Source organism: Pedococcus aerophilus (assembly GCF_039532215.1).
In the GTDB taxonomy this organism is placed as follows: Bacteria; Actinomycetota; Actinomycetes; order Actinomycetales; family Dermatophilaceae; genus Pedococcus; species Pedococcus aerophilus.
Genome location: NZ_BAAARN010000002.1, coordinates 126,498 through 140,824, shown reverse-complemented (window position 1 = coordinate 140,824; position 14,327 = coordinate 126,498). Strand labels below are relative to the sequence as shown.

Sequence of the window (14,327 nt, the reverse complement as noted above, 5' to 3'; positions counted from 1 at the left end):
CGGATCGGGGCAGGGGGCGACCTCCCCTAGAGTTCTCGCCATGGCGGAGCAGAGCAGCGGGTACCTCGGGGCCGCCCAGATCCGTGAGATCGCCGCCGGGCTCGGCATGCGGCCGACCAAGCAGTGGGGCCAGAACTTCGTCGTCGACGCCAACACGGTCAAGCGCATCGTGCGGCTCGCCGGGGTGGGGCAGGACGACGTCGTGGTCGAGGTCGGCCCCGGCCTGGGTTCGCTGACCCTGGCCCTGCTCCCCGAGGTGGGGCACGTGACGGCCGTCGAGGTGGACCCGACCCTCGCGCAGGCGCTGCCCGGCACGGTGGGCCGGCTCGCGCCGGCATACGCGGACCGGCTGACCCTGGTGCAGGCGGACGCGATGCAGGTGCGGGAGCTGCCCGACCCCCAGCCCACGGCCCTGGTCGCGAACCTCCCCTACAACGTGTCGGTGCCGGTGGTGCTGAACTTCCTCGAGCTCTTCCCCTCGATCGAGCGGGTGCTCGTCATGGTGCAGCTCGAGGTCGCGGAGCGGCTCGCCGCGGCCCCGGGGTCCAAGGCCTACGGCGTGCCGAGCGTCAAGGCGGCCTGGTATGCCGCGGTGCGGCTCGCGGGGACGGTGCCCCGCAGCGTCTTCTGGCCGGTCCCGAACGTCGAGTCCGGGCTGGTGCTGCTGGAACGGCGGCCGGCCCCCTCCACCGACGCCTCCCGGCGCGACACCTTCACGTGCATCGACGCAGCCTTCGCCCAACGCCGCAAGACGCTGCGGGCGGCGCTGAGCGGGTGGGCGGGCTCGGCCCCTCGCGCCGAGGAGTGCCTGCGGGCGGCAGGCGTCGACCCGCGGACCCGGGGGGAGCAGCTCGGCATCGACGAGTTCGCCGCGATCGCCGCCGCCCGTGCCGCCCTCGGACCGACGACGCCGGGCGACTGACGGACCGTTCCGCGGGGCAGCGATGGACTGCCGCGGGCTCAGGGTGTCGTGGAGCAGGTGCCTGTTGAGGGCGCGGTCCCCGAGGTGACGCCTGACGAGGTGCGCTCGGCGAGCTGGTCCGCCGCCCTGTGGCGGGAGAGGTTCCATTCGAGCCAGTCCCCGCCGCCCGGCGCCTCCAGGCCGTCGATGGCGCAGGAGAACTCGGCGTCCGGCAAGGCCACGATCGCCGGGAGGGCGTCCGCGGACAGGCTCCCGAGGTAGGCGTAGTCCACCGGCGTGGTGGCCTGGGTGCGCGACAGGTTGTGCTCGGCGATGTAGAGGTCGGGGTTGACCAGGGCGAGACCGAGCAGTCCGAGGGCGCCCGCGCGGACCGCGACCGGGACGAGCCAGCGGCGGCCGCCGATGACCCCGGCGACGAGGACGAGCACGACGACCACGCCGAGCCAGCCCTCGAAGACGGTGACGAGCAGGCGCAGCCGGGTGAAGCCGTAGGCCTCCTCGTACAGGCTCATCCGGTGCAGCGCGGAGACGACCACGACGATGGTCATCAGGCAGAGCGCACCGAGGGCGACATCCCGTCGTCGCGAGGGTGGGGCCTTGTGGCTCGCCCACGCGACGACCGTGAGGGTGAGCACGGTGGCAGCGGTGAGCTGGCCGAAACCCTCGTGGACGTAGTCGGCGTAGGTGAGCCCGGTCGTCCGCTGGAGGTAGTCGTGGCCGCCGAACAGCGCTGTTGCCTGGGCCACGAGGAAGGCGGCGAAGACGGCGTTGACCACGCCGATGGGCGCCAGCCACTCGAAGTCGCGCCGGCTCGGGCGCAGCCGCGGTTGCAGGCGGTCCACGGCGGGTCGGGTCAGCCCGACGTAGGCGGCCGCGAGGGTCCCGGACGCGATGAACAGGGCGAGCACGGCGCGGGCGGGCAGGTCGTTCCAGGTGATGTCCGGGGTGATCGCGTCGACCCACGAGGCGAACAGGGCGTCGGCGGAGGCGAACAGCGCCCCGAAGACGAGCAGCAGGACGGCGGAGAGCAGTGCGGTCCGCACGGCCGGCAGCCAGCTCTGGGTGCCGTGTCGGGGTCGCAGGGTGCGGCCCAGCCAGGGCAGGCCGCGCAGGGCCGCGAGCGGCACGGCTGCGGCGGAGCCGATCGTGCCGAGGACCGACGTGGCGCGCGTGGAGCCGACGGCGACGAGGGCCAGGGCGGCCAGGAGGCACAGGACGGTGATCCACGCGGCGTCGCGCAGCACGAGGGTGAGCAGCAGGAGAACGACGAGCGCGACGTCGGCCAGGTCGGGCCAGGCCCACCGGCGTCCCTCGCGGCGTCGCAGGCGGGTGGCGAGGACGACGCCGCAGATGGCGGCAAAGACGAGGGCGGTGCCCAGCCCAGCCCGGCGGTCGGGCAGCACCAGGGCCGCCACGACACCGACGAGCGCCGCGGCTCCGACCAGCCCGGGACGCCGGTGGTGGTCGTCCGGCCAGTACGACTCGAGGGTGTCGCGGGCGGGAGCCGACGGCGGCGGGGCAGCCGGAGGGGCCGGCGGGGTCAGGGTGCTCATGACGGGCTCCTTGGTCAGGGACGGTCGGGTCGGGTCGGTGGGCAGGAGGACCTGGATGCGGCAGCCGTGGTCGCTGTCGGCGACGGCGATGGTGCCGCCGTGGAGCTGGACGACCCAGCGCGAGATCGCCAGTCCCAGCCCGGTGCCGCTGCTCTGGGTGGAGCTCGTCGTGAACCGCTCGAACACCAGCCCGCGCTCGGCGGGAGCGATCCCCGGGCCGTCGTCGGCGACGTCGAGGCGCACCAGCTCGCCGTCCCGGGTCGCGGCGACGCGGATCTCGCCGTCGGCAGGGCTGTGTCGGGCGGCGTTGTCGAGGAGGTTCGCGAGGAGCTGGTGCAGCCGGTCGGGGTCTGCGGTGATGGCCAGGCCGGGCGGCGAGACGACGACGGAGTAGCGCAGCGCGTCCACGCGGGCCTGGGCGACGGCGTCGTCGAGCAGGTCGGCGAGGTCGACCGTCGTGACGGCCAGGGGCGTGACGCCCTCCTCGACCCGCGACAGGTCGAGCAGGTCGCCCACGAGGCGTCCGAGGCGTTCGGTCTGGGCCAGGGCGGACCGCAGCTCGTCGGGGCCCGGTTGGGAGACGCCGTCGGCAAGGTTCTCGAGCACGGCCTGCAGCGCCGAGATCGGGGTGCGCAGCTCGTGCGAGACGTTCGCGACGAGGTCGCGGCGGTGCCGGTCGACGAGCTCCAGCGTGGCGGACATGCGGTTGAACGCGCGGGCCAGCTCGCCGACCTCGTCGCCCGAGGTGGCGCGGACGCGCTGGGAGTAGTCGCCCTGCGCCATACGCTGCGCTGCCACGGTCATCTCCCGCAGCGGGGAGGTCATCCCGCGGGCGAGCAGCTGGGTGACGACCAGGGCTGCGGCCACGGCCACGGGCACGGTCGCCCACGGCGACAGGCCGAGGCGGGTGCCGACCACGGCGAGGACCGAGGCGACCGCGATCGTCACCGCGACGAGCAGGCCGAGCTTGGTCTTGATGGAGCGGGCGCGGTCGAGGGGCCGCAGGTCGTAGTTCACGACCGGACCTCGAGGGCGTACCCGACGCCGTGGACGGTGCGGACGCGGTCGGCGCCGAGCTTGCGGCGCAACGACTTCACGTGGCTGTCGACGGTGCGTGTGCCGGACGCGTCGGCCCAGCCCCACACCTCGGCGAGGAGGGCCTCACGGGACAGCACCGTCCCCGGGCGGGCGGCGAGGCAGACCAGCAGGTCGAACTCCGTGGGCGTGAGGTGCACCTCGGTCCCGGCCGCCCAGACCCGCCGCTGGGCTCCGTCGATGCGCAGGCAGTCCACCACGACGGTCGGGGCGGGGGCGTGGGCCTCGGCGGCCCGCTCGACCCGGCGCAGGAGGACACGCAGCCGGGCGACGAGCTCGCGCATCGAGAACGGCTTGGTCATGTAGTCGTCGGCGCCGATCCCGAGCCCGACGAGCAGGTCCGTCTCGTCGTCGCGGGCGGTGAGCATGAGGACGGGCACCGCCCGCGTGGCCTGGAGGCGCCGGCAGACCTCGAGGCCGTCGAGCCCGGGCAGCATGATGTCGAGGACGACGAGGTCGGGGTCCCACTGCGCCGCGCGGTCGAGGGCGACCAGTCCGTCGTGCACCTGCTGGGCGTCGAAGCCCTCGGCGAGCAACCGCGCGGTGATCGCGTCGGCGATCGTCGGCTCGTCCTCGACGACCAGGACCTTGGGTGGGTGGCTCACGGTTCGAGCGTAGGAGGGGCACGAGGAGGGGCGGCGGAGATCGTGTGAAGGTTCTGTGCAGATGTGTGGGCGCGCGCCTGCGCGCCCGTGCGGATGCCCTGCGGATGCGCAGATCCGCGCGGTGCGCCCGACCCCGTTAGGGTTGCGGGCATGTCCTCCGCCGCCGTGATGCCGTCGTCCGTGACGGTGCGGGTCCCGGCCAAGGTCAACCTCGAGCTGCTGGTGGGCGCTCCCCGCGAGGACGGCTACCACCCGTTGGCGACCGTCTACCACGCGGTCAGCCTCTACGACGAGGTCACCGTCGTCGGTGCCGACGACTGGGGTGTGGGTGTCTCGGGCCCGCAGTCCCTCGGGGTGCCCGTCGACGAGAGCAACCTCGCGTTGCGCGCCGCGCGCATGCTCGCCGAGGTCGGCGAGGTGCGGGAGCCCGTGCACGTGAGCATCCGCAAGGACATCCCCGTGATGGGCGGTATGGCGGGTGGCTCGGCCGATGCCGCTGCTGCCCTCGTCGCGTGCGACCGGTTGTGGGGACTGGCCCTGCCGCGGACCGAGCTCGAGGAGATCGCCGCCGAGCTCGGCAGCGACGTGCCGTTCCTGCTGTCCGGCGGGACCTCGATGGGTTCTGGTCGCGGGGAGGTCCTGGCCCCGGTGCTGGCCCGTGGCAGCTTCCACTGGGTCTTCGCCCTGAGCGAGACCGGACTGTCGACCCCGGCCGTGTACGCCGAGTGCGACCGCCTGCGCGGCGAGACGCCGGTCAAGCACCCGTCGTCGAGCCCGCAGATGATGCAGGCGCTGCGCTCCGGCGACCCCCGCGCCCTCGGTGAGGCGCTCCAGAACGACCTCCAGGCCGCCGCGATCTCCCTGATGCCGGCGCTCGGGGACGTGCTCGATGCGGGGCTGGAGTTCGGCGCCCTCGGCGGGGTCGTGTCCGGCTCCGGCCCGACGGTCGCGTTCGTCGTCGAGAACAACGAGGCGGCCCTCGACCTCGCGGTGTCGCTGACCGCTTCCGGCGCGGTGCAGGACGTCCGGCGTGCCACGGGCCCTGCCCACGGCGCCCACGAGATCAGCGGACCGCGGCCCGGCTGATGGCGAACCTCATCAGTGTCGAGCGCGCCTCCCTGGCCCTCGGCACCGCCCAGGTGCTCGACGAGGTCTCCCTCGGCGTGCTCGGCGGCGACCGCATCGGCATCGTCGGCCGCAACGGCGGTGGCAAGACGACCCTCCTGCGAGTGCTGGCCGGTCACCGCGAGGTCGACTCGGGCCGGGTGACCCGCGCAGGCGTCTCGAGCGTCGGCGTGCTCGCCCAGGAGGACGTCCTCGACCCCTCCTCGACGGTCCGCGAGGTCGTCCTCGGCGACCTCGCCGAGCACGTGTGGGCCGGCGACGCCCGCATCCGCGACGTCCTCACCGGGCTGCTCGGTGGCATCGACGCCCAGTCGGTCGGCGGCTTCGACGCGCTGATCGGGCCGATGTCCGGTGGCGAGCGTCGGCGCCTGGCGCTGGCGCGGCTGCTCGTGCAGGACCCGACCGTCCTGTTCCTCGACGAACCGACCAACCACCTCGACGTCGAGGGGGTCGCGTGGCTGGCCGAGCACCTCGTGCGGCACCGGGCGCGGCCGGACAACGCCGTCGTCGCCATCACCCACGACCGATGGTTCCTCGACGCGATCGCCACCAACACCTGGGAGGTCGTCGACGGGACGGTCAACGCGTTCGAGGGCGGCTACGCGGCATACGTCCTCGCCAAGGCCGAGCGCGAGCGGATGGCGCAGGTGACCGCCGAGCGGCGCGACAACCTGCTCCGCAAGGAGCTCGCCTGGCTGCGCCGCGGCCCGCCGGCCCGGACGTCCAAGCCCAAGTTCCGCATCGATGCGGCCAACACCCTCATCGCCGACGAGCCGCCTCCGCGCGACGACGTCGAGCTGCTGAGGTTCGCGACGACCCGCCTCGGCAAGGACGTCGTCGACCTGATCGACGCCACCGTCGCCCTCGGCGACCGCGTGCTGCTCGACCGCCTGACGTGGCACCTCGCTCCGGGCGAGCGGATCGGCATCGTCGGCGTCAACGGCGCGGGCAAGTCGACGCTCCTGCGTGCCATCGCCGGCCAGCTCCCGCTGGCCTCGGGCAAGCGCAAGCAGGGGATCACGGTGCGCCTGGCCTACCTCTCGCAGGAGGTCAGGGAGCTGGAGCGGTATGCCGACTGGCGTGTCATCGAGGCGATCGAGGACGTCCGCAAGTACGTGCGGCTCGGGCCGAAGGAGATCTCGGCGTCGCAGCTCGCCACGCGGCTCGGGTTCACCGGCGGTCGCCAGCAGACCCGGGTCTCCGACCTCTCCGGTGGGGAGCGGCGTCGGCTCCAGCTGACCCGCCTGCTCATGGACGAGCCCAACGTGCTGCTCCTCGACGAGCCGACCAACGACCTCGACATCGAGACGCTGACCTCGCTGGAGGACGTCCTCGACGGCTGGGCCGGCACCCTGCTCGTCGTCTCGCACGACCGGTACCTGCTCGAGCGCGCCTGCGACCACCAGGTCGCGCTGCTCGGCGACGGCAAGCTGCGCCAGCTGCCCGGTGGTGTCGACCAGTACCTCGAGCTGCGGCACGCAGCGATCGAATCTGCTGCGAGAGAAGCAGTTTCGGCCTCAGCGCGAGCCGATGCGACGCCGTCGACCGCTGGTGCGGCCGGCACTGCGGGTGCGAGCCCGGCGGAGCTGCGCGAGGCGCGCAAGGACATGGCGCGGGTCGAGAAGCAGCTGACCCGGCTCGCGCAGCGCGAGGACAAGATCCACCTCGCGATGGCCGAGGCCGCCGCCGACCACGCCAAGGTGCTCGAGCTCAACAGCCAGCTGCGCGAGATCGTCGACGAGCGGGAGACGCTCGAGCTGGAGTGGCTGGCTGCCGCCGAGATCGTCGGCTGACCCGACGCCTCAGGCGCGGTCGAGCTCGGCGAGCATCCAGTCGCACCACTGGACGGCGGCGCGGCGGGTGAGGACGCCGCCCTGGAGCGTCAGCCGGCTCGCGAACCACGGGTCGGTCCGGTCCTGCGCGCGCGGGTGGTCGACGAGCTCCGCCAGCTCGGTCTCGTAGGCGGCGAGGGTGTCGTAGTGCCGGGTGCGGGCCTGTCGCACCAGGTCGCGGGCCGCGTCGGGGTCCACCAGCCAGATCGACCACAGCCGCAGGGTCTCGAGGTCCCGCACCGGCTGCGGTTCCAGCTCACCCGCCACCCACTCCCGGAGGGTGTCGAGACCGGCGGGTGTCACGGCATACCGCTTGGTGGGGCGGGGGCCGCGCCCCTCGATGACCTCGTGCTCGAGGAGCCCGGCGTGTTCGAGGCGGGCGAGCTCGGGGTAGATCTGGCTGTGGGTGGCGGTCCAGAAATAGCCGACCGGCTTCTGCATCCGGCGGGCGAGGTCGTAGCCCGTGAGGGGCCCGCGCGCGAGGAGGCCGAGGATCGCGCACCCGAGGTCGGAGGGGGTGGACGGCGATCTGGGCACATGTCAATGTTGACATATGAAACAGCGCTGGGCGGCGAGGCGGGCAGGTGTGCCGGCAGGTGTGCTGGCGGTGGTCCTGCTCGCGGGGTGCGGTGGGTCTGGTCCGTCCGAAGGTGCCACGGCACGCCCGTCCACCCCGACGCCCACCCCCGGGCCGACCTCGGTCAGCGACCGCTGCAAGGTGCCCGTCGACGGCGGCGAGCTGGTGGAGATCGCCGATCCCGGCGGCAGCGTGATGACCGGCGCGACCCTGGGGGAGGGGCCGGTCGTCGCCGTCTACCTGCACCAGACGACCCCCGTGGGGTTCTGCGGGTGGACGGCGTATGCGGCGTGGGCCGCCGAGCGCGGGGTGCGCGCGGTGCTCGTCGACCTCTGCGGGTGGGGGCGTTCGCGCTGCACGGGCGGCCTCGCCATCGATCCGGCCGCGCAGGTGCGGCTCGTCGTCGACTGGGCGCGCTCGCGGGGGGCGACGAGGGTGACGCTCGTGGGTGCCTCGCTCGGCGGGGTGACCGCCCTGGCCGTCGGGCAGCAGTCGGGTGCCGACGCGCTGGTCGACCTGTCGGGGCCGTTCAGCTATCCGGGCCTCGACACCGCGGCTGTCGCTGCTCCGCGGACGACGCTGCCGCTCCTGCTCGCAGTCGCCCCGGGCGACACCGATGTGCAGCCGGCTGAGCTGAAGGCGGCCTTCGAGAGTGCACCGGCGAAGGTCAAGAAGTTCGTGTCGACACCCCGTGACCACGGGTGGGGGATGCTCAACGACGGCACCGACGCCGACCCTGACTGGACGCCGTTGGCCGACACCGTGCTGGCGTGGACCAAGGGCGACTACACGGGGGCGTGACCGGCCGGCACAGATGTCGGTGGCCGGCAGCTCGGACCTCGGTGACCGGCCGGCTCAGACCTCGAAGGGAGAGAGCAGTCGGCGAAGCATCGCCGCCAGCTCCTCGTGGTTTTGGCCCGACAGCTCGGCGAGCAGGGTGCGCTCGCGGTCCAGCAGGTCGGACATCGCTGCATCGACGGCCTGCTGCCCCTCGGGGGTCAGCCGCACGATGACCCCGCGGCGGTCGGTGGGGTCGGGGCTGCGACCGACGAGGCCGCGGCGCTCGAGCCGGTCGACGCGGTTGGTCATGGTGCCGCTGGTGACGAGGGTCTGCCGGATGAGCTGGCCGGGCGAGAGCTCGTAGGGGTCGCCGGCCCGTCGCAGGGCGGACAGGACGTCGAACTCCCAGCCCTCGAGCTGGTGCTGGGCGAAGGCCTGGGCCCGGTCGAGGTCGAGGCGACGGGCGAGCCGGGAGACACGGGAGAACACCTGGAGCGGGGCCACGTCGAGGTCGGGGCGCTCGCGGCGCCACGCCTCGACGATGCGGTCCACGTCGTCGGCCGGCGGCACGACGGGTCCTGCACCTCGGGGGCTCATGCCCCGAACTGTACCCCGCATCAAGTATCTTGATATCAAGATAAATAGGAGGCAGAATGGTCGGCATGAGCACCGTCTGGGATCCGACGCAGTACGCCAAGTTCTCCGACCACCGGTCGCGACCGTTCGACGACCTCCTCGCCCGGGTCAGGGCGACCTCGCCGGCGCTGGTCGTCGACCTCGGTTGCGGCAACGGCCCCCTGACCCTCGGGCTGGCGCAGCGCTGGCCGGACGCGCGCATCGTCGGGGTGGACCACTCTCCGGAGATGTTGAAGGCGGCGCGGGAGCTCGACGTCGACGGCCGCGTCGAGTGGGTCGAGGCGGACGTCGCCACCTGGGACGTGGCGACCCTGGGCGCAGCGCCCGACGTCATCGTCACCAACGCGACTCTCCAGTGGGTGCCGGGGCACCTGGACCTCGTCGCGCGGTGGGTCTCGGCGCTGGCCCCGGGAGGGTGGTTCGCGATGCAGGTGCCCGGCAACAACGACGCGCCCTCGCACGCCCTGATGCGCGAGTCCGCCGCGAACCACCCTGCCAAAGAACGGCTTTCGCCCGCCTTGAACCGTCTCGCGGTCCACGACCCCGCGCGGTACGTGGTCGAGCTCGGCGCCTTCGGGTGCGAGGTCGACGGGTGGGAGACCACGTACCAGCACGTGCTCGACCCGGCGGGGGAGCAGGACAACCCCGTGCTCGAGTGGGTGCGGGGCACGGGGCTGCGCCCCGTCCTCGAAGCCCTCACGGACGAGGCCGAGCGTGCAGCGTTCCTGGCGGACTACGACGCGAGGCTGCGCGCTGCATACCCTCGCACCCCGGTGGGCGTGATCCTCGCGTTCCGGCGGGTGTTCGCGGTGGCCCGACGCAGCGACACCGCGGCGTCCCCGGACGCAGGTGCGCACGTCGTGGGCCTGCACCACGTCCAGGTCGCGTGCCCGGCCGGTAGTGAGGACGCGCTGCGGGCGTTCTACGGCGACCTGGTCGGGCTGCCGGAGATCCCGAAGCCGCCTGCGCTCACAGCCCGCGGTGGGGTGTGGTTCCGGGTCGGGCCGCACGAGCTGCACTGCGGGGTGGAGGAGGGATTCGCCCCGGCCCGGAAGGCACACCCGGCGATCGCGGTCCGCGACGTCGACGCGCTTGCCGCCACCCTTGCCGCCCGGGGCGGAGACATCACCTGGGACGAGGCGATCCCCGGGACCAGGCGGTTCCACACGGCTGACCCCGTGGGCAACCGGGTGGAGTTCCAGCAGGTGTAGGGGTCTGGTCTACGTCGAGCGCGCGATGGCGAGCCCAGGCTTGTCCTCGAGGTTGGCCAGGCCGTTCCAGGCGAGGTTGACCAGGTGGGCGGCCACGTCGGCCTTCTTCATCTTGCGCGAGTCGAGCCACCACTGACCGGTGAGCGCGACCATGCCGACGAGCATCTGGGCGTAGAGGGGCGCGGTCTTCGGGTCGAGCTTCCGGCGCTTGAACTCGGCAGCGAGGATGTGCTCGACCTGGCTGGCGACGTCGGACATCAGGCTCGCGAAGGACCCGGTCGACTGGCCGGGAGGGCTGTCGCGCACGAGGATCCGGAACCCGTCGGTGGAGCTCTCGATGTAGTCGAGCAGGGCGCTCGCCGCGCGCTCCAGCGTCTCGCGGCTGTTGAGGTCGGCGGTCAGGGCGCCCGTGATGCCGCCCAGGAGGGCAGCGATCTCACGGTCGACGACGACGGCATACAGGCCTTCCTTGCCCCCGAAGTGCTCGTAGACCACCGGCTTGGAGACATTCGCCTTGGCTGCGATCTCCTCGACCGTCGTCCCCTCGAAACCCTTGTCCGCGAACAGCTTCCGGCCCACGACGATGAGCTGCTCACGGCGCTGCTTGCCGGTCATGCGCGACTTCGCGGCCGTGGAGGCGGGCTTGGCATGGCTGTTGCTCACACGCTCCATCATGCCTCCTGGGAGCGTGCCGCCCGACCCGTATGGCGTGCGGCCGGCTCCCCGGGATCGTCGCGGGCGCAGCCCGGGTTCGCCACGGACTCGTCCCGGGCGGATGGGCGGTCGGGGGAATGGCGGCGATTGGCTACCCTTTGCAGGTCCCTCCGCGGGGCGTTCCCCGGTTGGTCTGCTGGTAGGGCCCGCCTGACTTTGAATCAGGACAAGCGACGTAGGTTCGATTCCTACCCGGGGAGCCGAGAGGTTTCGGCGCGCAGGCAGAACTCGTTGCCGTCCGGATCGGTCATGGCGGTCCAGCCCTCGCCGCACTGGCCGGTCCCGGCGGTGCTCGCACCGAGCGAGCCGAGTCGCGCCAGCTCGGACGCGGAGTCACCGTCCGTGGCGCGGAGGTTGAAGTGCACGCGGTTCTTCCCGTGCTTCTCGGCCACCGGCGGTCCGCCCCAGGAGATCTTGGAACCACCTCGCGGTGACTGGATGGCCGTCTCCTCGTCCTGATCCCACACGAGTGGCCAGTCCATCGCCCTGCTCCAGAAGTACCCCACGGCCTGCGAGCCGTCCGACGACAGGGCCCCGATGGTGGCGGTGCCTGCGAGGAAGCTGTTGCCCGGCTCGATGACGCAGAACTCGTTCCCCTCCGGGTCGGCCAGCACCACGTGGCCCTCCTCGGGGAGCTGGCCGATGTCGAGGTGCCGCCCCCCGAGCTCCAGCGCCCGGGCCACGATCGCCTGCTGGTCCGCGAGCGAGGTGCTGGTCAGGTCGAAGTGCACTTGGTTCGGCCCCGTCTTCGGCTGGTCCGAGGGCAGGAACCGGATGGGGAAGCCCGGCTCGTCGTCAGCCTGCAGCGCCACGCCGTCACCCGGCGCGTCGGACAGCTGGCGCCCGAGGACGCCGGCCCAGAAGCGGGCGAGCTGGAGTGGGTCGTGGGCGTCCACGCAGAGCTCGGTCAACCTGCTCGTCATGGCAACGGCACCCCTCGATCGTCTGGCCGGTGGTCGGGCCGAGAGCTCGCGACCTGTCCCTCGACGCTAGGTGGAGAGGGGTATGGCGCGCAACGAGATTGCGCGCTCGTGCTGGTCCGGCGTCAGCGATGCGGAGGGCGGACAACGTCCGTCCTGTCTGGGTACCTCTCGCTGAGTTGCGTTGCTGGGCAACGTGATTGGGTCTGTGGATTGGTGCGGAGGCGTTGTCGGTGGTCGCCGATAGCGTTCTGCGTATGACGTCCACACCGAGGGTTGCGACTCTCACCGCCAACGGCTTCGGCCGTCCGGTGGTGACGAGTGCGTCGGTGGCGCGACAGGTGCTGGCCCATGCTGCTGTCGACCGGCTCTGGACGCTGGAGGACGAGGATGTGGCCGAGGCCCTCGGAGTGCTCGGCGAGGTCGTGGCGGCAGCTCGTGCGCAGTTCGTCGCCGTGCTGGCCGAGGCCAAGGAGCGCGGGCTCGGCACGGGTCAGGGCTGGGGCCAGGTCGACTGGGTCCGGGCCGTGGCGCCGTCGCTGACGACCCGCGACGTGCTCGACTCGGAGGTGGTCGCCCAGGTGCTTGCGGCCACGCAGGCCCCGACGGCTCCGGACCTTCGACTCGAGGCCGTCGTCGATGCGGTCTCGGACGCGTCTTCTCCTGTGCCGGAGGTCCGTGCTGGCGCTTTGTCGGTGACCAAGGCGGCGCAGCTGTGCAGGTTCCACCGGGGGATCCGTGGTCTGGCCGAGCCGGGGTGGTTGGCGCAGTCGACGGCAGGGCTCCTGGGAGGGGCTCGGGGTGATCGCGGGTGGGATGAGAAGACGTTGGCGACCGGGTTGCGGCGCACGGCCGACCTGGCTCGGTCCGAGGGGTCGGTGGAGCGGGACGCGCAGGTGCGGCGGGAGCACCGGTCGCTGGTGAAGGGGCCGGGTCCGGTCGGGATGTGGCGGTACACGCTCATGTTGGACGAGGAGGGTGCTGCGGTCGTGGATGCTGCGGTCGACGCGTTGGCGAGGCCGGCCCGGGACACCGGCACCGGGGAGCTGGACGTGCGGACCCCGGCTGCGCGGCGTGCGGATGCGTTGTTGGACCTGGTCGTGCGGGCGGTGGGCGCCCCGGAGGGGGTGCCGAGGCAGGCGAAGACGTCGCTGGTGGTGACGGTGCCGTTGGAGGTGTTGGCGCAGCGGTGTCGTGGTGCGGGGATGACGCTGCAGGGTCAGGACCTGAGCGTGGGCGTCGTCCGGCGCCTTGCGTGTGATGCGCAGGTCGTGCCGGTGGTGCTCGGCACGGCGGGGGAGGTGCTGGACCAAGGCATGGCGCGCAGGTTGTTCGACCGGGCCCAGATCCGCCATCTGTGGCTGCGTGATGGTGGGTGCACGTTCCCGGGGTGCTCGAGGCCGGCGGCCTGGTCTGATGCTCATCACCTGGTCCACTGGGCCGATGGTGGCCCGACCGACCTGGGCAATGCGGCGTTGTTGTGTCGGGCGCACCACACGGTCGTGCACACCTACCGGTACGCGGGGAAGGTCCGTCACGAACCGGGCAGCAAGCCTTGGGTCGAGTGGGACATGACCATCGGCTCCTACGACCAGGCGCTGCACGAGTCCCGCAACCGAGAACACGACGGCGCTCACGACAGCACCCGGAGTAGTCGACCAGAACAGCGGCGAAGTCTGCCCGGCTCCCTGCCCGCCACAGGGTGAGCGGGCACTGAGCCCTGCCCGCCGACGAATCGACCTACGGGATTCTCGTGGCCGACGTGGCGGACGAGGCCGCGGTCCTTGGAGCTTGGTTTCCTTCGTGCAGCAGGTGGAGGACGTCCGCGTCGCGCGGGTTCGGCGGTGCGCTCATCCAAGGAGAGCAGGTGACAGCACCTCGACGAGCATGATCGCCAGGCTGGGGACGGCGATCGTCAGCAGCACGGCATGCAGGTCGCGGCGCCGCGCGGGCAGGTCAGTCGAAGATGCTGCGGATGTCGCCGAGTCGCTCGGGCACGAGGGTGAACCACGCCCAGGTGCCGCGGCGTTCGCGGGTCAGCAGCCCCGCCTCGGTGAGGACCTTGAGGTGGTGGCTGACCGTCGGCTGCGAGACGCCGACCGCCTCCGTCATGTCGCAGACGCAGGCCTCGTGCCGCGGCGAGCTGCGGATGATCTCGAGGAGCTGGAGGCGGACCGGATCGGCGACCGCCTTGAGGAGCGTCGCCATCGCGAGCGCGTCCTCACGCGGCAGGGTGGCAGGCGGCGTGCCGCAGCAGGCGTCGGAGTCGATGGTGCTCGCCGGTGCTGCGGTGGTGGTCGTCACGCGGGGCCGCCCGTCTGGTGGATCGATGGGTGTCCATATTGACACACGACGAT

General features: G+C 72.4%; 13 protein-coding genes and 1 tRNA gene. 7 read left to right on the top strand and 7 right to left on the bottom strand.

Annotated elements, in window-relative coordinates:
• Positions 1 to 40: 40 nt before the first annotated feature.
• The gene (gene rsmA / locus ABD286_RS11755) at positions 41 to 922 is read left to right on the top strand and encodes a 16S rRNA (adenine(1518)-N(6)/adenine(1519)-N(6))-dimethyltransferase RsmA (protein ID WP_344193590.1); all 882 of its coding nucleotides are present in this window, start codon (positions 41 to 43) and stop codon (positions 920 to 922) included.
• 38 nt (positions 923 to 960) lie between these two features.
• Here rsmA and ABD286_RS11750 read toward each other — a convergent pair whose 3' ends face one another.
• Positions 961 to 3,492, bottom strand: a complete 2,532-nt coding sequence (locus ABD286_RS11750) for a DUF4153 domain-containing protein (protein ID WP_344193588.1) — start codon at positions 3,490 to 3,492, stop codon at positions 961 to 963.
• Positions 3,489 to 4,175 carry a response regulator transcription factor gene (locus ABD286_RS11745; RefSeq protein ID WP_344193586.1) on the bottom strand — a complete coding sequence of 229 codons (687 nt, stop codon included), beginning with the start codon at positions 4,173 to 4,175 and terminating at the stop codon, positions 3,489 to 3,491. Before ABD286_RS11745 ends, ABD286_RS11750 begins: the two co-directional genes overlap by 4 nt.
• A 150-nt stretch (positions 4,176 to 4,325) precedes the next feature.
• Here ABD286_RS11745 and ABD286_RS11740 point away from each other — a divergent pair, with 150 nt between their 5' ends.
• Together ABD286_RS11740 and ABD286_RS11735 are read left to right on the top strand one after the other, a co-directional pair.
• Positions 4,326 to 5,261, top strand: coding sequence for a 4-(cytidine 5'-diphospho)-2-C-methyl-D-erythritol kinase (locus tag ABD286_RS11740; protein WP_344193584.1), 936 nt, complete (start codon positions 4,326 to 4,328; stop codon positions 5,259 to 5,261).
• Positions 5,261 to 7,093 (top strand): ABC-F family ATP-binding cassette domain-containing protein, encoded by a 1,833-nt coding sequence (locus ABD286_RS11735; RefSeq protein ID WP_344193582.1) that lies wholly within the window; start codon positions 5,261 to 5,263, stop codon positions 7,091 to 7,093. The genes ABD286_RS11740 and ABD286_RS11735 overlap by 1 nt, the downstream gene beginning before the upstream one ends.
• 9 nt (positions 7,094 to 7,102) lie before the next feature.
• Here the strand turns inward: ABD286_RS11735 and ABD286_RS11730 are convergent, their stop codons facing one another.
• On the bottom strand, positions 7,103 to 7,669 hold the full coding sequence (locus tag ABD286_RS11730) for a PadR family transcriptional regulator (protein WP_344193580.1): 567 nt from the start codon (positions 7,667 to 7,669) through the stop codon (positions 7,103 to 7,105).
• Between the two features lie 49 nt (positions 7,670 to 7,718).
• Here ABD286_RS11730 and ABD286_RS11725 point away from each other — a divergent pair, with 49 nt between their 5' ends.
• Positions 7,719 to 8,510, top strand: a complete 792-nt coding sequence (locus ABD286_RS11725) for an alpha/beta hydrolase (protein WP_344193578.1) — start codon at positions 7,719 to 7,721, stop codon at positions 8,508 to 8,510.
• A gap of 54 nt (positions 8,511 to 8,564) precedes the next feature.
• Here ABD286_RS11725 and ABD286_RS11720 read toward each other — a convergent pair whose 3' ends face one another.
• Positions 8,565 to 9,086 carry a MarR family winged helix-turn-helix transcriptional regulator gene (locus tag ABD286_RS11720; RefSeq protein WP_344193577.1) on the bottom strand — a complete coding sequence of 174 codons (522 nt, stop codon included), beginning with the start codon at positions 9,084 to 9,086 and terminating at the stop codon, positions 8,565 to 8,567.
• A 65-nt stretch (positions 9,087 to 9,151) separates the two neighbouring features.
• On the opposite strand from ABD286_RS11720, the gene ABD286_RS11715 reads away from it, so the two are divergent.
• Positions 9,152 to 10,336: a methyltransferase domain-containing protein gene (locus ABD286_RS11715; RefSeq protein WP_344193575.1), complete on the top strand. Its 1,185-nt coding sequence runs from the start codon at positions 9,152 to 9,154 to the stop codon at positions 10,334 to 10,336.
• A 9-nt stretch (positions 10,337 to 10,345) separates the two neighbouring features.
• Here ABD286_RS11715 and ABD286_RS11710 read toward each other — a convergent pair whose 3' ends face one another.
• Positions 10,346 to 10,951, bottom strand: coding sequence for a TetR/AcrR family transcriptional regulator (locus ABD286_RS11710; protein WP_344193685.1), 606 nt, complete (start codon positions 10,949 to 10,951; stop codon positions 10,346 to 10,348).
• Between the two features lie 220 nt (positions 10,952 to 11,171).
• Between ABD286_RS11710 and ABD286_RS11705 the strand changes: the two genes are divergently transcribed.
• Positions 11,172 to 11,250, top strand: a tRNA-Gln gene (locus tag ABD286_RS11705).
• Here ABD286_RS11705 and ABD286_RS11700 read toward each other — a convergent pair.
• Positions 11,239 to 11,973 (bottom strand): VOC family protein, encoded by a 735-nt coding sequence (locus tag ABD286_RS11700; RefSeq protein WP_344193573.1) that lies wholly within the window; start codon positions 11,971 to 11,973, stop codon positions 11,239 to 11,241. The two genes, ABD286_RS11705 and ABD286_RS11700, sit on opposite strands and share 12 nt — an antisense overlap.
• A 254-nt stretch (positions 11,974 to 12,227) precedes the next feature.
• Between ABD286_RS11700 and ABD286_RS11695 the strand changes: the two genes are divergently transcribed.
• Positions 12,228 to 13,676: an HNH endonuclease signature motif containing protein gene (locus ABD286_RS11695; protein WP_344193571.1), complete on the top strand. Its 1,449-nt coding sequence runs from the start codon at positions 12,228 to 12,230 to the stop codon at positions 13,674 to 13,676.
• 250 nt (positions 13,677 to 13,926) lie between these two features.
• Here the strand turns inward: ABD286_RS11695 and ABD286_RS11690 are convergent, their stop codons facing one another.
• Positions 13,927 to 14,274, bottom strand: a complete 348-nt coding sequence (locus ABD286_RS11690; protein WP_344193569.1) for an ArsR/SmtB family transcription factor — start codon at positions 14,272 to 14,274, stop codon at positions 13,927 to 13,929.
• Positions 14,275 to 14,327 lie beyond the last annotated feature (53 nt).